Here is a 21,341-nt window from a genome sequence, read left to right as displayed (position 1 = left end):
TGCCCGATACATTTTCGTGACCTTTTGGGATCAGGGGTCCCGCACCCCCTCCGACCGGGCACTCCCTCACGGAACGTGGGCGTCCGTTCTCCGTGCGTACGGCTGTGAACGGCTGGGAACGGTCGCTTCCGGGCTTCGGCCGAACGTTGTCGGTGCGGCCCCCTAGACTCGGGAGGCGATGAGCAGCCTCTTTGACGACAGTTTCCTGGCCGGCCTCCAGTCCACCGAGGACGGGCCGCCGCCGCCCCCCGAGGACCACGCACCCGAAGCGGTGCCGGAGGGACTCTTCGAGGGCGTCTACGACGCGCCCCCGCCGCCCCGGGACGGGTACTACCGGGACGGCCACCCGCGCCCGGTCATCGACGCCGCGGCGCTGCTCGACGGGCTGAACACCGAGCAGCGCGCCGCCGTCGTGCACGCCGGGTCCCCGCTGCTCATCGTCGCCGGGGCCGGCTCGGGCAAGACCCGGGTGCTGACCCACCGCATCGCCCACCTGCTGGCCGAGCGCGGGGTGCACCCGGGGCAGATCCTCGCGATCACCTTCACCAACAAGGCCGCGGGCGAGATGAAGGAGCGCGTCGAGGAGCTCGTCGGCCCGCGCGCCAACGCCATGTGGGTCATGACCTTCCACAGCGCGTGCGTCCGCATCCTGCGCCGCGAGTCGAAGAAGCTCGGCTTCACCTCGTCGTTCTCGATCTACGACGCCGCCGACTCCAAGCGCCTGATGGCCCTGGTCTGCCGCGACCTCGACCTGGACCCCAAGCGCTTCCCGCCGAAGTCCTTCACCGCCAAGGTCTCCAACCTCAAGAACGAGCTCATCGACGAGGAGACCTTCGCCGGTCAGGCGGCCGACGGCTTCGAGAAGACCCTGGCCCAGGCGTACGCGCTCTACCAGGCACGCCTGCGCGAGGCCAACGCGCTGGACTTCGACGACATCATCATGACGACGGTCCACCTCCTCCAGGCCTTCCCGGACGTCGCCGAGCACTACCGCCGCCGCTTCCGCCACGTCCTGGTCGACGAGTACCAGGACACCAACCACGCCCAGTACACCCTGGTACGTGAGCTGGTCGGCCCGGCCGGAGAGGCCGACGCCCCCGCCGAGCTGTGCGTCGTGGGCGACGCGGACCAGTCCATCTACGCCTTCCGGGGCGCGACCATCCGCAACATCCTCCAGTTCGAGGAGGACTACCCGGACGCGAAGACGATCCTCCTGGAGCAGAACTACCGCTCCACGCAGACGATCCTCTCCGCCGCCAACGCGGTCATCGAGCGCAACGAGAGCCGCCGCCCCAAGAACCTCTGGACCAACGCCGGCTCCGGCGCCCGCATCATCGGTTACGTCGCGGACACCGAGCACGACGAGGCGCAGTTCGTCGCCGAGGAGATCGACCGGCTCACCGACAAGGGCGACGCCAAGGCGGGCGATGTCGCCGTCTTCTACCGGACCAACGCCCAGTCCCGTGTCTTCGAAGAGATCTTCATCCGCGTCGGCCTGCCCTACAAGGTCGTCGGCGGCGTGCGCTTCTACGAGCGCAAGGAGGTCCGGGACGTCCTGGCCTACCTCCGCGTCCTCGCCAACCCCGAGGACACCGTCCCGCTGCGCCGCATCCTCAACGTGCCCAAGCGCGGCATCGGCGACCGCGCCGAGGCCATGATCGACGCCCTGTCGATGCGCGAGAAGATCTCCTTCCCGCAGGCGCTGCGCCGCGTCGACGAGGCGTACGGCATGGCGGCCCGCTCGTCCAACGCCGTCAAGCGCTTCAACACGCTGATGGAGGAGCTGCGCACCATCGTCGAGTCCGGTGCCGGGCCCGCCGTCGTACTGGAAGCCGTGCTGGAGCGGACGGGGTATCTCGCCGAGCTCCAGGCCTCCACCGACCCGCAGGACGAGACCCGCGTCGAGAACCTCCAGGAACTCGCCGCCGTCGCCCTCGAATTCGAGCAGGAGCGCGCCGAGGCGGAGGGCACCGGCACGCTCGCGGAGTTCCTGGAGAAGGTCGCGCTGGTCGCCGACTCCGACCAGATCCCCGACGAGGACGAGGACGGCTCCGGCGTCATCACCCTGATGACCCTGCACACCGCCAAGGGCCTGGAGTTCCCGGTCGTCTTCCTCACCGGCATGGAGGACGGCGTCTTCCCGCACATGCGGGCCCTCGGCCAGACCAAGGAGCTGGAGGAGGAGCGGCGCCTGGCGTACGTCGGCATCACCCGCGCCCGCGAGCGGCTCTATCTGACCCGGGCCGCGATGCGCAGCGCCTGGGGGCAGCCCTCGTACAACCCGCCCTCGCGGTTCCTGGAGGAGATCCCGGAGGCGCACCTGGAGTGGAAGCGCAAGGGCCCGATGGCCGCCCCGGCCGGACCCACCTCCGGCATCACGTCCTCGCTCTCCTCCTCCCGCGCCCGCTCCGGACCCTCGGGCTTCGCGACCCGGCGCTCCACGGAGAAGCCCACGGTCACGCTGGTGGTCGGGGACCGGGTCACGCACGATCAGTTCGGGCTCGGCACGGTGGTGGCCGTCGAGGGGATCGGCGACCAGGCCAAGGCGACGGTCGACTTCGGCGACGAGCGCCCGAAGAAGCTGCTCCTGCGGTACGCGCCGGTCGAGAAGCTGTAGCAGGACGTACGGGAGAGAGGCGGGACGGCTGTTGTTGCAGCCGTCCCGCCCCTCTCGTCGTTTCGCTGCCAGGCCAGGCCAGGCCAGGTCAGGTCGGGTCGACACCGTGGCTGCGCAGCCACGCCAGCGGGTCCACCGACGCACCGCCGCCGGGCCGGACCTCGAAGTGCAGGTGCGGGCCGGTGGAGTTGCCGGAGCTTCCCGCGTACGCGATGACGTCACCGGCCTTCACCGGGCCGGAGCGGATCTTGGTGCTGCTGAGGTGGCAGTACCAGGTCTCCGTGCCGTCGGCCATGGTCACGATCGCCATGTTGCCGTAGGCGCTGTTGTACTGGGTGCGTACGGTGCCGTCGGTCGCGGCCATCACCGGAGCGCCGTACCCGACGGGGAAGTCGATGCCCGTGTGCACGGACATCCAGTTGACGCCCGCCTGGCCGTAGTAGGCGCTGAGCCCGTGCTGCTTGACCGGCAGGACGAACTTGGGGCGCAGCGCCTCGCGGCGTGCGGCCTCCTCCTCGCGCTTCTTCTTCTCCTCGACCTGCCGCTGCTTGAGGTCGATGCGCTCCTGGGTGCGGCTCGCGCGCTCGCGGAAGTCGTCGCTCCCCTCGGAGAGCTGCTCAAGCTGGCTGTCGAGCTTGTTGTTCGCGGCGACCGGCTTGACCGTGCTCGGGTCGGCGACGGCCAGGGAGGTGGTCTTCTCCGGCTTGTCCTCGTCGCTGATGCCGCTGACGGAGGCGGCGGCGATGCCGGCCACGCTCATCACACAGGCGGAGGGGACCGCGACGGTCAGGAGGGCGGACCGCTTGGCGGGGCTGCGGCGGCGGGCCCGGCTGCGCGGGGCGGGGGTCCGGACCACGGTGCGGTCCAGGGAGAGCGGGGCGGGCGCGTCACTGTCGTCCGGCGCGGGAGCGGCGTCCGGTTCGAGGACGGCGAACTCGGCGGTGGTGGAGGCTGCGGCCGCCGGCTCGTGGTCCGGGTGGTCCGCGCCTTCCGCCGGGTCCGCGGGGGACTGCTCGGCCGCTTCGGGTCCGGCGGTTTCGGGTGCCTGCTGTTCGTACAGCTGATGCGATGTCTGTTCGGGTTCGTACGCGGCGTCCCCGGGCGTGGCGCCGGAGTTCCAGGCGGTCGCGTCGTAGGCGCCGGTGTCGTACGTCGCGGTGTTGTACGTCCCCGTGTCGTACGCGCCGGTGTCATGGACCCCGGTGGTGAAGGCCGTGGCGTTGTACGTGCCGGTCCCGTCGGCGCCGATCGTCCCGTACGCGCCGGTGTCGTAGGCGGCGCTGTCGTACGTGCCCGTGTCGTGTGCGCCGGTCTCGTGCGTACCGGTCCCGTAGGCGTCCGTCCCGTACGAGCCGTCGGTCACGTACGCGGTGCCCGTGCCGTAGGTGCCGGTGGGGTACGCGCCGGTGTCGTAGGCGTCCGTCCCGTACGTGACCGTCCCGTAGGAGCCGGTGTCGTAGGTCCCCGTGTCGTACGTGCCTGTCTCGTACGTTTCGGTGCCGTACGGGGCTGTGCCGTACGCGGCCGCGGTGAATCCGGCGGTGGGGAACGCGCCCGTGTCGGTGGTGGCCCACTGGGCTGCCGGGTCCTGGTCGGAGGGCGGCTGCCAGGTCGGCGTCGCACCGGTGTCGTCCCACTGCTGCTGCTGCTGCTGGGCGGCGGGGGGCTGGGTCTGGGCGGCGTACGCGTCGTACGTGACGGTCTGCTGCGCGCCCGTGTCCCAGGCGGAGGAGTCGTACTGGCCGCTCTGGTCACCGTAGGAGCTCTGGTAACCGGGAGCCGCGTAATCCGTGGCGTCGGAACCGCCGGGGAGCGAACCGAAGAGCGGATCGGTGTCGAAGCTGCCGGTCGATCGGGTGTCGTACCCGACGGGCCCGGCGTGGGGGTGCTGGTCGTTCACCAACTTCTCTCTCGCCTCGGCAGCAGGACTGTTCTGGGTCCCGGTCAGGGAGTCCCAGGGGGAAGCAGTGGCCGCGACTGTACCCGGCAGTATGTGAGGACGACAATCTTCGGCAGGTTTTGCGCCCTCAGGAAACGGGCAATCGGCCGTCTTTCGGTGGACGGCAGGCAGAGGCTTGGCCCTATGTTCGAGAAGCGTTCTATTTTAAGCGACAGAGGTCGTTCCGGTTGAGGGCACTGTGCCCTCCCGCGTCTCCTGTGTCTCCAGAGCCTCACGGACCGCGGCGGCGACCGCCGGGTGCACCGGCAGCGCGAGATGCCCGATTCCGGTGACGCGTACGTTCACGGCGTCGAGGTCGGGGTGGTCGACGCAGGCCGTCCCGACCGGGACCATCACCTGGTCGAGCTCGCTCCAGAAGCTGACGAACCGGGTCCGGCAGCCCGGGGCGGGGAGGCGCAGTTCCTCGATCAGCGCGGAGCCGCCGCGCATCTGGCGCACGATGGGGTGAATACCGGCTCCGGGGGCGACGGCGGTGCCGCCGTGCGGGGTGCCGAGCGTGACGAGGGTGCGCACCCGCCGGTCGCCGCCCAGCCGTTGTACGTAGTAGCGGGCGATCAGGCCGCCGAGGCTGTGCCCGACGATGTCTACCTCGCGCTGCCCGGTGCGGGCACAAATCTCCTCCACGTGCCGGCCGAGCAGCTCGGCGGCGGTGCGCAGGTCGCGGGTGAGCGGCGAGTAGTTGAGGGATGCCAGGTGGCGACGGCCGTGCCGGGCCAGGGCGCGGCGCAGCAGGACGAAGACGGAACGGTTGTCGATGAACCCGTGGAGGAGGACGACGGGGCGTTCGGCGGCGGGGGAGCCGGGCAGGGGGCTGGGGCGGGTCCCTGGTGGTGTGCCGGGCGGCGGGCCCGGGGTGCGGCGCTCCTGGGTGAGGCCGAAGGGGTAGGCGACCAGGTGGCCGGTGAGGACGACGAGCTCCAGCACGGTGGCGCCGAGCAGGGCGGCCGGGAACCGGGGGCCCGGCAGGCGTGGCAGTAGGGAGAGAAAGGGGAGGGCCTTCACGCCGACCTCCTGCACTGGCGCACGGGGGAGGCGGCCGAGGGGGCCGTACCACCGTGCCGTGCGGCTGGCGGCGCGGTGGTACGGCGACCTCGTAACGGCTCCCCCTGCGCCGGTCCCCGCGCGGCCGGAATGCCGTGTGGCTCGGGGGACGGCGCCTGGCGAACATGTCCCACGTGTGATTTCCCCCTCCCGGCCTGCCGCGAAACGGCGGCTTGCGGGATGCTGTGGATAACGTTCGTTCACATCCCCGGCCCTTCAGGCGCGGGAGACCATGTGGAGGCAGTGATGGGTGTGACCGGTCCGATCCGTGTGGTGGTGGCCAAGCCGGGACTCGACGGCCATGACCGCGGGGCCAAGGTGATCGCGCGGGCGCTGCGGGACGCCGGTATGGAAGTCATCTATACGGGGCTCCACCAGACACCCGAGCAGATCGTCGACACGGCGATCCAGGAGGACGCCGACGCGATCGGCCTCTCGATCCTCTCCGGGGCGCACAACACGCTGTTCGCGAAGGTGATCGAGCTGCTGAAGGAGCGGGAGGCGGAGGACATCAAGGTGTTCGGCGGCGGGATCATCCCGGAGGACGACATCGCCCCGCTGAAGAAGCTGGGCGTGGCGGAGCTCTTCACCCCGGGTGCGACGACGACCGAGATCGTCACCTGGGTGAACGCGAACGTCCGTCAGCCCGCGCAGACCTGACGCGCGGGCCACGGGCGCGTGGGCCGATGACGTGTGGGCCGATGACGCGTGGGCCGTGGGCCACAGGCGCGCGGACCGCGGACCGCGGTCGGGTGAGCGGCCCGGGCCGGGGTCCGTGCGGCCGGGTGAGCCGTCCGAGGCCGGGCCCGCGCGGTCGGGGGCGGGTGTCAGGTCAGCTCCGCCTCCATCGCGGCGCGCAGGCGCAGTGTGGAGACCAGGCGCTGGAACGCCTCCGACCAGTAGCCACCCGCCCCCGGCGACGCGTCCTCCTGCTCGTCCGGAGTGGCCGTGAGAACCTCCAGCCGGTCGGCCTCGGCCGGGTCCAGGCAGCGCTCGGCCAGCCCCATCACCCCGCTGAAGCTCCAGGGGTAACTCCCGCCGTCCCGCGCTATGTCGAGCGCGTCGACCACGGCCCGCCCGAGCGGACCCGCCCACGGCACCGTGCAGACCCCGAGCAGCTGGAACGCCTCGGACAGCCCGTGCGCGGCGATGAACGCGGCCACCCAGCTGGCGCGTTCGGCCTCGGACAGGACCGCCAGGAGCTTCGACCGCTCGGCGATCGACGCGGGCCCGGGGGAGCCGGCCGGGGGCGCCGACGCCGCACCGAGCAGGGCCCGCGCCCACTCCGGGTGGCGCTGGCGCACCGCGGCCCGGCACCAGGCGGCGTGCAGCTCGCCCGCCCAGTCGTCGGCGACCGGCAGCGCCACGATCTCTTCCGCCGGGCGCCCGCCGAACTGCTCCTGCCAGACCCCGAGCGGCGTGGCCTCCACCAACTGCACCAGCCACCACGACCGCTCGCCCCGGCCCGTCGGCGGGACGGCCGCCACTCCGTCGCGCTGCATTCCGGCGTCGCACTCGTGCGGCGCCTCCACGGCGATGGAGGCGCCGGCCCCGGCGCCGGCCCCCGTACGGTCGGGATTGACGCAGGACGTGGCACGGGCCGCCATCCGCCCGGCGAAGGCCGACGAGGGCAGGGCGGAGAGCAGCTCGGCGGCCGTGGCGCGGACGTTGCGGCTGCGGTCGGCGAGCGCCTGCTCCAGGAACTCCTCGTCACCTGCGCCGAGCCCGGTCCGCAGGGAGTCCAGGAACATCAGCCGGTCCTCGGCCCGTTCGGTGGACCAGACCGTGGTGAGCAGGGCGAGCGCGGCACCGGGCTCCCGCGCCCGTACGGCGTCGAGCAGCGCGATCCGCTCCGCGAACAGCCCCTCCTCCCACAGCCGGCGCACCGCTTCCGGGTCGCTGGTGTCGGGGACGAGCGAGCCGCCCGCCGAACCGCGCAGGGCGAACTTCCACTCGGGGTTCAGCGCGGCCAGCCACAGACCGAGCGGCCCGGCGAAAGCGAGCGCCTGCGGGCGCAGGTCGGTGCGGGCCCGCGCGGCGTCCAGCAGGGGCGGCACCAGGGCGGCCGGGGCCCGGAACCCCAGCCGGTTGGCGGTGGCCAGCCACTGCGGGATGAGCTCGGTGAGGTCGGGGGCCGCCCCGCGCCGCCCGGAGGCGGTCGGCGCGGCCCGGTCGGCGAGCAGCTGGGCGAGCCGGTGCCGGGCGGCCTCGGGGAGCTGCGGGCGCGGGTCGTGGGGCGTGGGCTCGGGCCTGGCCCCCGGCACGGCGGGCAGCAGCCCGGCCCGCCGCCGCACGGTGTGCAGGGCGACGGCGTCCAGCAGGGCGGCCGGGCCGTCGGCCGGTACCCGGCCCCCGGGCGCCACCGGCGGGCGGCGGTCGGTGCCCAGCAGCGCCGAGGTGACCAGCTCCTCCCAGGGGAGGGAGACGAGGGAGCGGTCGGCGGTCGGGCCGGTGGTGGTGCGAGGCATCGGGTCCCCTTCAGTGTCGGTGAGGGCGGTGAGGGCGGTGAGGGCGGTGAGGGCGGTGGGGTGACCAGGGTGGTCGGCCGGCGCGGGTCAGATCAGCCGTACGGTCCCGTTCGTGGCACCCCCGGACCCGCCCCCGCGCCCGGCCCCCGTGTCCCACGCGGCGAACGGGTCGAAGCCGCGGTGGCCCAGCTCGCCGAAGACGGTGACCGGGCCGCCGCCGGAGAGCGCGACGAGCTTCCACAGCCCCGGGCGGGACAGCGCCGCCGGGGTGAGGGGCAGCGCGGACTCGCTCTCCGCGTCGGCCAGTTGCCAGCCGCCCCCGGACGGCACGGGTATGACGTCGCGAAGGGTGACCGGCCAGGCGTCCAGCCACGGATCGCCCCGCAGGGCATCCGCGTGGACGGCGAGCGCGGTCGCGGTGGAGCCCCCCGGCGGCGGTGTGCCCGGCACCGGGCCGGGCGTGGCGAACTGCCGGCCCAGGTCGGCCCGGAGGCCACCGCCCGGGTACGGCGTGAGCTCGGCGTCGATCGTGACGCCCACGGGCAGCGCGAGCTCCGGGGCGCGGCCCATCGGGCCGAAGGAGAGCAGCAGGGCCGTGCGGCCCGACTCCCGTCCGTACAGCCAGATCCGCCGGGTGACGAGCCGGCCGTCCGGGGTGTCGTACTGCGCGAGGACCAGCCAGTGATCGCGGACCGGCGGGCCTTCGGCGGACATGGGCAGCCCCACCCGCGTACGCACCGTCGCGGCCAGCTGGTCCGGCAGAGCCTCCCGGCCCAGCCAGGCCGTGTCCAGCAGATGGAGCAGGCCGCACTCCTCCAGCAGCCGCACCGGCCAGCCCGGTCCGGAGCCGGGAATGGCCCCCAACTCACGCACGCGGGAAGCCAGTCCGGGCGCCTGGGCGTCGACCATGCGGGCGGCGGTCTCCTCCCAGAGCGTGTAGCCCGCCCGGTCCGCGGTGGCGAGCCCGCCCCGCAGCAGGTCGGTCAGGCGCTGCTCCAGCTCCTGCGCGCCCGAGGTGACGCGCTCCGCACGGCGCTCCGCCCGCTTCCTGGCGGCGCCGCTGTCGGCAGGGCCCGGCGCGGACTCCCCGCTCGCGACGGCCTCCTGCTTCGCCTGCTTGGCCTCCACCCGTCCGCGGCGCGCTTCGAGCCACTGTGCGGCCCAGTCGGCAGGCTCACCCTGCTGGATCTCTCCATCGCCGGAGGCCCGGAGCAGCAGCAGCCCCAACGCGTGCTTGCAGGGGAACTTGCGACTCGGGCAACTGCACCGGTACGCGGGGCCCGTGGTGTCGACCACCGTCTGATACGGCTTGCTCCCGCTCCCCTTGCACAGCCCCCACACCGCCCCCGATCCGTCGAAGCCGGTGCCCGACCAGAGTCCGGCCGATGCCAGCTTGTTCCCCGCCTTGCGTGATGCGTCGTCAGGAGCCAGGGACAGCACCTGCTCCACCGTCCAGCGCGCCACCGATTCCGTGGCGGGCAAGGGTTCTCCCCCGTGAGATAGCAGCATGGGAACGACGGTAGGCGGCACCACTGACAATCGCCGTGACCTGCGCACAAGGCGCGTGCGGGGCCGGTGCGGGGCCCGTGCGGACCTGCGCTCGGGGCCCGTTGTCAGTGGCATGGTGCACGGTGGGAACCACATCAGGTCGACGATCTGTCGACGATCTGGAGGGGGATCCATGACCGTGCCCGAAACCACCGCCGCCGTCGACGGGGCGACCGGCCCCGAGGCCCTGCGCCCGCACGCCGAGGACGCGTTCGCCGACGAGCTGAAGGCGCTGGCCGCCGCCGACGACCGCCCCAGGCCCGCCCGTTGGCGCCTCTCGCCCTGGGCCGTCGCCACCTATCTGCAGGGCGGGACACTGCCCGACGGAACGGTGATCACACCGAAGTACGTGGGCCCGCGCCGCCTGATCGAAGTGGCCGTGACCACCCTGGCCACCGACCGCGCGCTGCTTCTGCTCGGCGTCCCCGGGACCGCCAAGACGTGGGTGTCCGAACACCTCGCCGCCGCCGTCAGCGGCGACTCGACCCTGCTCGTCCAGGGCACCGCGGGCACCCCGGAGGAAGCCGTCCGCTACGGGTGGAACTACGCCAGGCTCCTCGCCCAGGGCCCCAGTCGCGAGGCGCTGGTGCCCAGTCCGCTGATGCGGGCCATGTCGGAGGGGATGACCGCCCGGGTCGAGGAGCTGACCCGCATCCCCGCCGATGTGCAGGACTCGCTCATCACGATCCTGTCGGAGAAGACCCTCCCCATTCCCGAGCTGGGGCAGGAGGTCCAGGCCGTCCGGGGCTTCAACGTCATCGCCACGGCCAACGACCGCGACCGGGGTGTCAACGAGCTCTCCAGCGCGCTGCGCCGCCGGTTCAACACCGTCGTCCTGCCGCTGCCCGCGACCCCCGACGCCGAGGTCGACATCGTCTCCCGGCGCGTCGACCAGATCGGCCGCTCGCTGGACCTGCCCGCCGCACCGGAGGGACTCTCCGAGATCCGGCGCGTGGTGACGGTCTTCCGGGAACTGCGCGACGGCGTCACCGCCGACGGGCGCACCAAGCTCAAGTCGCCCTCGGGCACGCTCTCCACGGCCGAAGCGATCTCCGTCGTCACCAACGGCCTCGCTCTCGCCGCCCACTTCGGCGACGGCATCCTGCGCCCGGCCGATGTCGCGGCCGGCATCCTCGGCGCGGTCGTCCGGGACCCGGCCGCGGACCGCGTGGTCTGGCAGGAGTATCTGGAGACCGTGGTCCGCGAGCGGGACGGCTGGAAGGACTTCTACCGCGCCTGCCGCGAGGCCTCGGTATGAGCGCCCAGGCCACTGCCGGCCCCTCCACTGTTGGGCAGGCAACCACGGGTCCCGCGTCTGCCGGTCCCGCGACCACGGGCCCCGCGACTGCCGGTCCCGCCGCCACCGCCCCTGCCGATGTCGGCTCGTCCACCACCGGCCCCGCCACCACCGTGGCCTTCGCCGGGCCGCTGCTGCTGGGGGTGCGGCACCACGGCCCCGGTTCCGCCCGGGCGGTGCTGGCCGCGCTCGACGCCGCCCGGCCGGCCGCCGTACTCATCGAGGGGCCGCCGGAGGGCGACGCGCTGCTGCCGCTCGCCGCCGACCCGCAGATGCGCCCGCCCGTCGCCCTGCTCGCCCATGCCGTGGACGATCCGGGACGGGCCGCCTTCTGGCCGCTGGCCGAGTTCTCGCCGGAGTGGGTGGCGATCCGCTGGGCCCTCGCCCACGACATCCCCGTGCGCTTCATCGACCTCCCCGCCACCCACTCCCTGGCACTCAAGGAACCTCACAGGGAGGCTCCCGCCGAAGAGTCCGGACCCGCCCCCGTTTCCGCTGAGGACGGGGACGGGGACAGGGACAGGGACAGGGACGAGGTCACACCCGTCGTCGACCCGATCCGGGTGCTCGCCGAGACCGCCGGATACGACGACCCCGAGCGCTGGTGGGAGGACGTCGTCGAGCACCGCTCACCGGACGGGTCCGCCACCACCGGGGCGGCTGCCGACGCGCTCGCGCCGTTCACCGCGCTCGCGGAGGCCATGACCGCCCTGCGCGAGGCGTACGGGGACGGTGGACAGCCCCGGGACGCGGTGCGCGAGGCGTACATGCGCATCCAGCTGCGCACCGCGCGCAAGGAGTTCGGGGACGGCGTCGCCGTCGTCTGCGGCGCCTGGCACGTCCCGGCGCTCGCCGCGCGGACCACCCTCGCCGCCGACCGCGCCCTCCTCAAGGGGCTCCCGAAGGTCAAGACCGAGATGACCTGGGTGCCATGGACCCACCGCAGGCTCGCCCGGCACAGCGGTTACGGCGCCGGGATCGACTCACCCGGCTGGTACGGGCACCTCTTCGGTGCCGCCGACCGGCCGATCGAGCGGTGGATGACCAAGGTCGCCGGGCTGCTGCGCGAGGAGGACCGGTTCGTCTCCACCGCCCATGTCATCGAGGCCGTCCGGCTCGCCGAGACGCTCGCGGCGATGCGGGGCCGCCCGCTGGCGGGACTGAGCGAGACCACCGACGCGGTGCGCGCGGTGATGTGCGAGGGCTCCGACGTACCGCTCGCCCTCATCCAGGACCGGCTCGTCGTCGGCGAGACCCTCGGCGAGGTGCCCGACAGCGCCCCCGCCGTCCCGCTCCAGCGCGACCTGACCCGCAGCCAGCGCACCCTCCGGCTCAAACCGGAAGCGCTGGAGCGGGAGCTCGACCTCGACCTGCGCAAGGAGACCGACGCCGCGAAGAGCCGGCTCCTGCACCGGCTGCGCCTCCTCTCCATCGGCTGGGGCGAACCGGCCGAGAGCCAGAGCCGCAGCACCGGCACCTTCCGGGAGAGCTGGCGGCTGCGCTGGGAGCCCGAGCTGCACGTCCGGGTCGCCGAGGCCGGGGTGTGGGGCACCACGGTGGAGACCGCCGCCACGGCGAAGGCCGAGTCCGGCGCCCTCGCGGCGACCGCGCTCTCCGAGGTCACCGCACTCGCCGAGCACTGCCTCCTGGCCGGGCTGCCCGACGCGCTGCCCGTCGTGATGAAGGCGCTCGCGGACCGCGCCGCACTCGACGCGGACGTCGGCCACCTCGCCGACGCCCTCCCCGCCCTCGCCCGCTCCCTGCGCTACGGGGACGTGCGCTCGACGGACACGGCCGCGCTGGCCGAGGTCGCCGCCGGACTCGCCGAGCGGATCTGCGTCGGGCTGCCTCCGGCCTGCACCGGCCTCGACACGGACGGGGCGGAGGCGCTCCGCCGCCAGGTGGACGGCGTGCACAGCGCGATCGGGCTGGTCGTCGCCGGTGCCGCGACCGCCGAGGGGCTGCGGGACCGCTGGGGAGCCGTCCTGCGCAAGCTGGCCGGCCGGGACACGGTCGCCGGGATCATCCGGGGCCGGGCCACCCGGCTGCTGCTCGACGAGGGGCGGCTCACCGAGGACGAGGCCGCCCGGCTCATGGGCCTGGCCCTCTCGCCCGGCACCCCGCCCACCGACGCCGCGGCCTGGATCGAGGGGTTCGTCGGCGGGGCGTCCGGCGGCGGCATGCTGCTGGTCCACGACGACCGGCTGCTCTCCCTGGTCGACACCTGGCTGACCGGCGTCCCCGCCGACACGTTCACCGACGTGCTGCCGCTCCTGCGCCGTACGTTCTCCGCCTACGAGCCGGGCGTACGCCGCACCCTGGGCGAGCTGGTCCGGCGCGGCCCCGCCCCGGAGGGCGCCGGAAACGACGGCACGGACCACACGTACCCCGGCTTCGGACCCGGCCTCGACCCGGGCCGGGCCGACGCCGTGGAGCCGGTGCTGCACCTGCTCCTGGGCCGGACGCCCGAGCCGGCGGAGGCGACCGCATGACCGCACACGTCCCACAGCACGCCACCCAGGACGACGACGAGACGGGGGAGACGGTGGACACGGAGACAACGAGGGCGCGCCCCACCGACGGCGAACGGATGCGGCGCTGGCGCATGGTGCTCGGCGCGGACAGCGCGGAGAGCACCGGATGCACCCTCACCGGCCAGGACGCCGCGATGGACGGCGCGCTCGACGCGCTCTACGGGGGCGGCGGGAAGAAGCCCGGCGGCAGGGGCGGCGGTGGACGTTCGGCCGGCCTCGGCGCGTCGGCCCCCTCGGTCGCCCGCTGGCTCGGCGACATCCGTACGTACTTCCCCAGCTCCGTCGTCCAGGTCATGCAGCGCGACGCGATCGACCGGCTCGGCCTGTCGGCGCTGCTCCTGGAACCGGAGATGCTGGAGGCCGTGGAGGCGGACGTCCATCTCGTCGGCACCCTGCTCTCCCTCAACAAGGCCATGCCCGAGACGACGAAGGAGACCGCGCGGGCCGTCGTCCGCAAGGTCGTCGACGACCTGGAGAAGCGTCTGGAGAGCCGCACCCGGGGCACGCTCACCGGGGCCCTGGACCGTTCGGCGCGGATCAGCCGGCCGCGCCACCGGGACATCGACTGGGACCGCACCATCCGGGCCAACCTGAAGAACTACCTGACCATCCCCGGAGCGGACGGCGAGGAGGCCACGGGCACGGTCGTGCCGGAGCGCCTCATCGGCTACGGCCGCGCGTCGCAGTCGGTGAAGAAGGACGTCATCCTCTGCATCGACCAGTCGGGCTCGATGGCCGCCTCCGTCGTCTACGCCTCGGTCTTCGGCGCGGTGCTCGCCTCCATGCGCACCCTCGCGACCCGTCTCGTCGTCTTCGACACGGCGGTCGTCGACCTCACCGACCAGCTCGACGACCCGGTCGACGTCCTCTTCGGCACCCAGCTCGGCGGCGGCACCGACATCAACCGGGCGCTCGCCTACTGCCAGTCGAAGATCACCCGTCCTGCGGACACGGTCGTCGTCCTCATCAGCGATCTCTACGAGGGCGGCATCCGCGACGAGATGCTCAAGCGGGTCGCGGCGATGAAGGCGTCCGGTGTGCAGTTCGTGACCCTGCTCGCCCTCTCCGACGAGGGGGCACCCGCGTACGACCACGAGCACGCGGCGGCGCTCGGCGCGCTGGGCGCACCCGCGTTCGCCTGTACGCCGGACCTCTTCCCGGACATCATGGCCGCCGCGATCGAGAAGCGGCCCCTGCCCATACCGGACAAGGAGGCCCAGCCCTGACACCGGAGACCCGGTCGCGGACGCGCCGCGGCACGGGCCGCACAGGCCCCCGTCCGGCACCCTCTGTGACCGTTATCACCGCTCAGGTGTGATCTGCGATTTAGGGTCACACGGAGTGCGGGGATAACCTGCCGGATGGACATGCCGCGTACTCGGACACCGTGTACGCCTCCCTTGTGACAGCGCAGTCACGTTGCCCATCGCGGCACGCCCACGCAGAAGAACGAACCGCGATACCACTTAAAAGGGACGGACGCGCGTGGACCTGTTCGAGTACCAGGCGAGGGACCTCTTCGCCAAGCACGGTGTACCGGTGCTGGCCGGTGAAGTCATCGACACGCCTGAGGCAGCCCGCGAGGCGACCGAGAAGCTGGGCGGCAAGTCTGTCGTCAAGGCACAGGTGAAGGTCGGCGGCCGCGGCAAGGCCGGCGGCGTCAAGCTGGCGGCCGACCCCGACGAGGCGGTCGCCCGGGCGACCGACATTCTCGGCATGGACATCAAGGGCCACACGGTCCACAAGGTGATGATCGCCGAGCTGTCCCCGGAGATCGAGGCGGAGTACTACGTCTCGTACCTCCTCGACCGCACCAACCGCACCTTCCTGGCCATGGCCTCGGTGCAGGGCGGCATGGACATCGAGGAGGTCGCGGAGAAGACCCCCGAGGCCCTCGCGAAGGTCCCGGTCAACGCCGTGGACGGCGTCGACATCGTCAAGGCCCGCGAGATCGTGGCCCAGGCGAAGTTCCCGGCCGACGTGGCCGAGGGTGTCGCCGAGGCCCTGGTGACCCTGTGGGACACCTTCGTCGCCGAGGACGCCCTCCTCGTCGAGGTCAACCCGCTGGTCAAGACCAAGGACGGCCGGATCCTGGCCCTGGACGGCAAGGTCTCGCTCGACGAGAACGCCGACTTCCGCCAGCCGGGCCACGAGGCTCTTGAGGACAAGGCCGCAGCCAACCCGCTCGAGGCTGCCGCCAAGGCCAAGAACCTCAACTACGTCAAGCTCGACGGCGAGGTCGGCATCATCGGTAACGGTGCCGGTCTGGTCATGTCGACCCTGGACGTCGTCGCGTACGCCGGTGAGAACCACGGCAACGTGAAGCCCGCCAACTTCCTCGACATCGGTGGCGGCGCCTCCGCAGAGGTCATGGCGAACGGCCTGGAGATCATCCTCGGCGACCCGGACGTCAAGTCCGTCTTCGTCAACGTCTTCGGTGGCATCACCGCCTGTGACGAGGTCGCCAACGGCATCGTGCAGGCGCTGGCGCTCCTGGAGTCCAAGGGCGAGAAGGTCGAGAAGCCGCTGGTCGTGCGTCTCGACGGCAACAACGCGGAGCTGGGTCGCAAGATCCTCTCCGACGCCAACCACCCGCTCGTGCAGCGCGTGGACACCATGGACGGCGCGGCCGACAAGGCCGCCGAGCTCGCCGCGGCTGCGAAGTAAGGAAGAGGGACTCAGACCACCATGGCTATCTTCCTCACCAAGGACAGCAAGGTCATCGTCCAGGGGATGACCGGCGCGACGGGCATGAAGCACACCAAGCTCATGCTCGCCGACGGCACCAACATCGTCGGCGGCGTGAACCCGCGCAAGGCCGGCACGTCCGTCGACTTCGACGGCACCGAGGTACCGGTCTTCGGCTCCGTCGCCGAGGCGATCGAGAAGACCGGCGCGAACGTGTCCGTCCTCTTCGTGCCGCCGGCCTTCTCGAAGGCCGCCGTCGTCGAGGCGATCGACGCCGAGATCCCGCTCGCCGTCGTGATCACCGAGGGCATCGCCGTTCACGACTCGGCCGCCTTCTGGGCGTACGCCGGCGCGAAGGGCAACAAGACCCGGATCATCGGCCCGAACTGCCCGGGTCTCATCACCCCCGGCCAGTCCAACGCCGGCATCATCCCGGGCGACATCACCAAGCCCGGCCGCATCGGTCTCGTGTCCAAGTCCGGCACGCTGACCTACCAGATGATGTACGAGCTCCGTGACATCGGCTTCTCCTCCGCCGTCGGCATCGGTGGCGACCCGGTCATCGGTACGACGCACATCGACGCCCTCGCGGCGTTCGAGGCGGACCCCGACACCGACCTCATCGTGATGATCGGCGAGATCGGCGGCGACGCCGAGGAGCGTGCCGCCGACTTCATCGCGAAGAACGTCACGAAGCCGGTCGTCGGTTACGTCGCGGGCTTCACCGCCCCCGAGGGCAAGACCATGGGCCACGCGGGCGCCATCGTCTCCGGCTCCTCCGGCACCGCCCAGGCGAAGAAGGAGGCCCTCGAGGCCGCCGGCGTGAAGGTCGGCAAGACGCCGACCGAGACCGCCAAGCTGGCGCGCGAGATCCTCGGCGCCTGACTCGGTCAGCCCGAGCACGCTTGAACGGCGCGGGCCCGCACCCCTGAACAGGGGGTGCGGGCCCGCGCCGTTTCCTGTTCCCGGCCGACCGGCGAGCTGACCAGCGGGCCGACCGGGCCGACCGGGCTCAGGGGATGCGTGGCACCAGCCGTTCCGGGCCGTGCGCCAACTGCTCCTTCAGGACCTTCTGGAGCTTCAGGTCCTGCGGGGTCAGCTTCTGCGGCCCACCGCGCGGCGGTACGCCCCCCACCCGTTCGGGGGGCGAGACCGGCTGCTCGTAGTGGGTGGGCGCCGTGTGCAGGGTGAGGGCGGTCGCGCCGATGAGCAGGGCGACGAAGGCGATGGCGGCCCGGGTCCAGAGCCTCGCCTTGTCCTCGCTGCCGGTGCGCACGGTGCGGGCGGGTGACGGGGCCGGAACGTGCTCGGCGCGGGCGAGGCCGCCGAGCCGGTCCTGCAGCAGCTCCGACTGCTCGGCGGGCGAGGCGGCGGCCGCCAGCTCGGGCAGCCGCTCGGCGACGGCGGCCCGGGCCACCTCCAGCCGTCCCGCCGCCGCCGGAGTGGACGCCTCCGTCTCGGCCGCGGTCTCCGGCAGGTCCAGGCCGACCCCGTCGTAGAGGAGCAGGGTGCGCCGGTAGGCCGGGGGCAGATCGAGCAGCGCCTCGAACAGGGCCCGCCGGGCCGGTTCGGAGGGCGGGGCGTCGGGATGCCGGTGGACGCGGCGCAGCCGGTGCCAGGGGGACATCGCGTACTCGTACGCCGCCGCGCGCACCCAGCCGACCGGGTCACGGTCCACGGCCACCTCGGGCCAGCGGTGCCAGGCCAGTTGGAACGCCCGCTCGACGGACTCCCGGGCCAGACTGCGACGGCCGGTCAGCAGATACGTCTGCCGTACGAGGCCGGGGGCGGAGTGGGCGTACAGCGCGTCGAACGCCTCGTCGGGGGAGAGCCGGGGGACAGCGGGTTCCGCCTCGGGGGGCGGGGGAGCGCTTGCCGGTACGGGGGGCGCCGACGCGCTCGCGGGCACGGGCGAGCGCGTCGGTGCGGGCTCGGGCGTGGGCGAACCCGTCGGCACGGGCTCGCGCGCGGACGTGGGCGCCACCGCCGCCGGTGCCACTGCCGTCGGTGCCGGTGCCGGTGCCGGTGCTGGTGCTGGTGCCACTGACACTGGTTCCGCCGCCGGTGCCGGCCGCTCCGGGCGCTCCTTCCGCCGTACGGCCTTGGGCCTGGTGGCGGGGACCGGCTCCGGATCGGGCGCGATGAGCTTGGCGTACAGCGCGCGCTTGCGTCCGCGCGGGCTCGTGCGCCCCGTCTCCCAGGAGCGCACGGTGGCGCGCGTGACGCCCACGGCCTCCGCGACCTGCTCCTCGCTCAGCGACTTCGCCTCGCGCAGTCTGCGGCGCTCCTTGGGGGAGGGCAGCGGCGGCGCAGCGGCCTCATCGGTGGTGCTCCGGGTCATGGGTGACCCCCGGCAGCGCTGCGCTGGGAGAAAAAGTACATAAACGTATATTGAGCGACACAGCGGCTGTTCGCGCGTTACGCGAAATAAGCGCGTGTCGTTGGGAGCATGGGCGGCGTGACCCAAATGACCGAACGCAGCCCGATGTTGCCGGCCGAGCGGGCCAGGACCCTCGCCCTGGCCTCCGCCTTCCTGCGGGGTGGAGTCGCCGCCGGTCTGGGTCTCGGCTCGCTGGCCGTGCTGGTGACCGTGCTCTGGATCAGCTCCCCGTACCCCGACAGCGGACCCGGCGGTGCGCTGCGCACGGCGGCCGCGGTCTGGCTGCTCGCGCACGGCGCCGAACTCGTGCGGCCCGACACCCTCAGCGGCGTGCCGGCCCCGGTCGGCGTGGTTCCGCTGCTCCTGGTGGCGGGTCCCGTCTGGCTGGTCCACCGGGCGGCGCGTGATGCGGCGGAGCCGGAGGAGGGGCGGCCGAGGCCCTCGCAGGCCGGCGCCTTCTGTGCGGTGACCGCGGGATACCTGCTGGTCGCGGCGGGGGCGGCCGCCTACGCCCGGGACGGGTCGCTGCGCGTGGTCCCGGACACGCTGGCGTTTCCGGTGGCGCTGGTGGTGGCCGGTGCGGCGGCGGCCGGGGTGTGGACGGCGGCCGGCCGGCCGCTCGGGCCGCTGCCGTCCTGGTCGCCCCTGGTGCTCCAGGAGGCCCTCGCGCGGACCCTCTTCCGCAACCGGGCCGAGGCCGCGTGCCGGGCGGCGGCGGTGGGGGCGGCGGTGCTGTCCGGCGGGGGCGCGCTCCTGGTGGCGGTGGCCCTGGGGCGGAACGCGGCGGCGGCGCAGGAGTCCTTCCTGATGCTCTCCGGTGACTGGTCGGGGCGGTTCGCGGTGCTCCTGCTCGGTGCGGCGCTGGTGCCGAACGCCGCGCTGTGGGGTGCCGCGTACGGGCTCGGCCCCGGTTTCGCGCTCGGTACGGGGGCCACGGCCACCCCGCTCGGCCTCACCGGGACCCCGGCCGTGCCGGACTTCCCGCTGCTGGCGGCGGTACCGGCCGAGGGCCCGGCCGCCCCGCTGAACTGGGCGGCCCTCGCGGTGCCGGTCGTGGCCGCGCTGGCGGTCGCCTGGTGCACCGTACGCAGGGCGGCCCCCGCCGACGCCCCGCGCGCGCAGGCCTGGAGCCCGCGCGAGACGGTGCTGGTGACGGGGCTCGCCGCACTGGGGTGTGGAGCCGGTACGGCGCTGCTCACGGCGGTGGCGGGCGGCCCGCTGGGGTCGGGGGCGCTCAGCGCGTTCGGGCCCGTGTGGTGGCTGACGGGGCCGGCGGCTCTGGTGTGGACGGCGGCCGTCGGCGTACCGGCGGCCCTGCTCCTGCGCGTGTGGCGGCTGCGCGAACCGGGCTGGGCCTGGCGCAGGGACCTGCCGGCGGAGGAGGCCGGGGAGAAGGCGGCGGAGCCCGCCGGACGGAAGCACGTCCCCGCGCCCGAGAAGACGGCGAACGCGGCAGAGGAAGAGGCGGAGGAAGAGACCACCGATCGGCCGCCGCGTCGCTGGTGGGCGCCGTGGCGCAAGGGCGGGCCCGGTGAGGGCGCCGCTCAGGCGGGCCCGGCCCCGGCGGCTTCGGCCGAGGAGGCGGCCCCGGCGGGCGGTGCGGCCACGGACGACGCGGGCTTCGAGCCGTACGACTTCCTGCCGACCGACCCCTGGCACGAGAAAGAGGTGAGGGAGGCCCGGTGGGCCTCCCTCAAGCAGAGCTCGGGCGGACTGATGGCCGACTTCCCCGCCCGTGTCCCGGCCGCCCCGCGCGCCGAGGAACCGCCCGCTGAGGCCGCCGACCGGAAGGGCCGGGAGGACGGGGGTCCTACTCCTTGACGCCGAAGAGCGGTTCCAGCGGCTTCGGCAGCTGGTCGTTGCAGGCCACCGCGCCGGTCTTGGTCAGGGCGTCGTTCACGCAGGTGTAGTAGTCGCGGTAGACGAGCTGCACCGTGTACGTCGTGATCACGATGATCAGGGCCAGCAGGGCGGTCACCAGACCGCTGATCGCCGCCGTGGTCTGGGGGCGGCGGTCGGTGGACTGGGGCGTGGTGGCCACGGGCGGTCCGCCCCCGTCACCCGGGGGCGGAGCTTCGGCGCCGGTGACGGCGCCGACGGTCGTACGGTCCGTCGCGGCCGGGCTCTTGGGCTGGGCGCGCAGCGAGCTGACGGCCCAGTACACGGAGAGCGCGCCCAGCAGCAGGGCGATCTCCGTGAAGTCGAAGAGCGCGAAGAAGACGGACCAGATTCCGCCGAGCAGCGCATAACGGGCGCGCCGCTGGACGGGGTCGGTCGGGTCCCAGCGCATCCCGCCGGGGCCGCCGTCGGGTCCGCCCTTGCCGCCCGGGCCGTTCTGGCCGGAGCGGCCGCCGAAGCCGCCGCCACCCCGGCCGGGCTGCTTGTTGCTCCACTGGCTGCCCCAGGACGGGCGGCCACCGGAACCCTCGTCCCCGTCCCCGTCCCCACCGGATCCGGAACCGGAGGCGGACGAGCCCGAGGGGTGGCGCGGCTGCCACGGCTGGTCGGGCCGGTCGGCCGGCGGCGGGGCGAACGGATTGTCGTCGGCCGGCTTCGCGGGAGCCTCCGGCGACGAGGGGGAACCGGTGGCACCCGAAGAACCGGAGGAACCGGAGGGGCCGGTGGCGGGCGAGGAACCCGAGGAGGAGTCCGGCGAAGAGGACTGGCGTTCCCGCGTCAGCAGAGCGGCCCGCGCGGGCAACGGGAGGCGGAAGGCGGTGCGACGGCGTCGGTCCGGCATGTGGTGAACGTCTTCCCCATCTCGTCATGTCCGTCCGAAGGACGGTTCGTCCGCCCGGTGGACGGTTC

14 protein-coding genes are annotated in these 21,341 nt (G+C 73.3%); 8 read left to right on the top strand and 6 right to left on the bottom strand.

What is annotated here, in order from left to right; all coding sequences use genetic code 11:
* The first annotated feature begins 178 nt into the window (after positions 1-178).
* Positions 179-2,617 carry a DNA helicase PcrA gene (gene pcrA, locus IE264_RS30785; RefSeq protein WP_032756341.1) on the top strand — a complete coding sequence of 813 codons (2,439 nt, stop codon included), beginning with the start codon at positions 179-181 and terminating at the stop codon, positions 2,615-2,617.
* Between the two features lie 88 nt (positions 2,618-2,705).
* On the opposite strand, the gene IE264_RS30780 is transcribed toward pcrA, so the two are convergent.
* On the bottom strand, positions 2,706-4,517 hold the full coding sequence (locus IE264_RS30780) for a M23 family metallopeptidase (RefSeq protein WP_032756339.1): 1,812 nt from the start codon (positions 4,515-4,517) through the stop codon (positions 2,706-2,708).
* Between the two features lie 204 nt (positions 4,518-4,721).
* A complete protein-coding gene (locus IE264_RS30775) occupies positions 4,722-5,579 on the bottom strand; it encodes a lipase family alpha/beta hydrolase (protein WP_032756336.1) in 858 nt (285 codons plus the stop codon).
* Positions 5,580-5,864: 285 nt separating this feature from the next.
* Between IE264_RS30775 and icmB the strand changes: the two genes are divergently transcribed.
* Entirely contained in the window at positions 5,865-6,278 is a 414-nt protein-coding gene (gene icmB / locus IE264_RS30770) for a coenzyme B12-dependent isobutyryl CoA mutase small subunit (protein ID WP_031127384.1), read from the top strand.
* A 167-nt stretch (positions 6,279-6,445) separates the two neighbouring features.
* Here icmB and IE264_RS30765 read toward each other — a convergent pair whose 3' ends face one another.
* Both IE264_RS30765 and IE264_RS30760 read right to left on the bottom strand, forming a co-directional pair.
* Positions 6,446-8,086 (bottom strand): DUF5691 domain-containing protein, encoded by a 1,641-nt coding sequence (locus IE264_RS30765; protein ID WP_032756333.1) that lies wholly within the window; start codon positions 8,084-8,086, stop codon positions 6,446-6,448.
* An 87-nt stretch (positions 8,087-8,173) separates the two neighbouring features.
* Positions 8,174-9,595: an SWIM zinc finger family protein gene (locus IE264_RS30760; protein WP_106973095.1), complete on the bottom strand. Its 1,422-nt coding sequence runs from the start codon at positions 9,593-9,595 to the stop codon at positions 8,174-8,176.
* A gap of 172 nt (positions 9,596-9,767) precedes the next feature.
* Here IE264_RS30760 and IE264_RS30755 point away from each other — a divergent pair, with 172 nt between their 5' ends.
* The 5 genes from IE264_RS30755 to sucD all read left to right on the top strand — a co-directional run bounded on the left by IE264_RS30755 (position 9,768) and on the right by sucD (position 17,038).
* Positions 9,768-10,892 carry an ATP-binding protein gene (locus tag IE264_RS30755; RefSeq protein WP_032756327.1) on the top strand — a complete coding sequence of 375 codons (1,125 nt, stop codon included), beginning with the start codon at positions 9,768-9,770 and terminating at the stop codon, positions 10,890-10,892.
* Positions 10,889-13,423 carry a DUF5682 family protein gene (locus IE264_RS30750; protein ID WP_229887852.1) on the top strand — a complete coding sequence of 845 codons (2,535 nt, stop codon included), beginning with the start codon at positions 10,889-10,891 and terminating at the stop codon, positions 13,421-13,423. Before IE264_RS30755 ends, IE264_RS30750 begins: the two co-directional genes overlap by 4 nt.
* Positions 13,420-14,691, top strand: a complete 1,272-nt coding sequence (locus tag IE264_RS30745; protein ID WP_032756323.1) for a VWA domain-containing protein — start codon at positions 13,420-13,422, stop codon at positions 14,689-14,691. The genes IE264_RS30750 and IE264_RS30745 overlap by 4 nt, the downstream gene beginning before the upstream one ends.
* Positions 14,692-14,950: 259 nt before the next feature.
* Entirely contained in the window at positions 14,951-16,132 is a 1,182-nt protein-coding gene (gene sucC / locus IE264_RS30740) for an ADP-forming succinate--CoA ligase subunit beta (protein WP_007450903.1), read from the top strand.
* 21 nt (positions 16,133-16,153) lie between these two features.
* A complete protein-coding gene (sucD, locus tag IE264_RS30735) occupies positions 16,154-17,038 on the top strand; it encodes a succinate--CoA ligase subunit alpha (RefSeq protein WP_015610830.1) in 885 nt (294 codons plus the stop codon).
* A 127-nt stretch (positions 17,039-17,165) separates the two neighbouring features.
* Here the strand turns inward: sucD and IE264_RS30730 are convergent, their stop codons facing one another.
* Positions 17,166-18,494, bottom strand: a complete 1,329-nt coding sequence (locus IE264_RS30730; RefSeq protein WP_032756320.1) for a helix-turn-helix domain-containing protein — start codon at positions 18,492-18,494, stop codon at positions 17,166-17,168.
* A 126-nt stretch (positions 18,495-18,620) separates the two neighbouring features.
* Between IE264_RS30730 and IE264_RS30725 the strand changes: the two genes are divergently transcribed.
* Complete coding sequence (locus IE264_RS30725) at positions 18,621-20,354, top strand: cell division protein PerM (protein ID WP_051821788.1); 1,734 nt, start codon at positions 18,621-18,623, stop codon at positions 20,352-20,354.
* Here the strand turns inward: IE264_RS30725 and IE264_RS30720 are convergent.
* Positions 20,344-21,273 carry a hypothetical protein gene (locus tag IE264_RS30720; protein WP_032756316.1) on the bottom strand — a complete coding sequence of 310 codons (930 nt, stop codon included), beginning with the start codon at positions 21,271-21,273 and terminating at the stop codon, positions 20,344-20,346. The two genes, IE264_RS30725 and IE264_RS30720, sit on opposite strands and share 11 nt — an antisense overlap.
* Positions 21,274-21,341: the final 68 nt, after the last annotated feature.

The organism is Streptomyces microflavus (genome assembly GCF_014650075.1).
In the GTDB taxonomy this organism is placed as follows: Bacteria; Actinomycetota; Actinomycetes; order Streptomycetales; family Streptomycetaceae; genus Streptomyces; species Streptomyces microflavus.
Note: the sequence above shows the minus strand (reverse complement) of the source record. Positions and strands in the feature narration are given on the sequence as shown.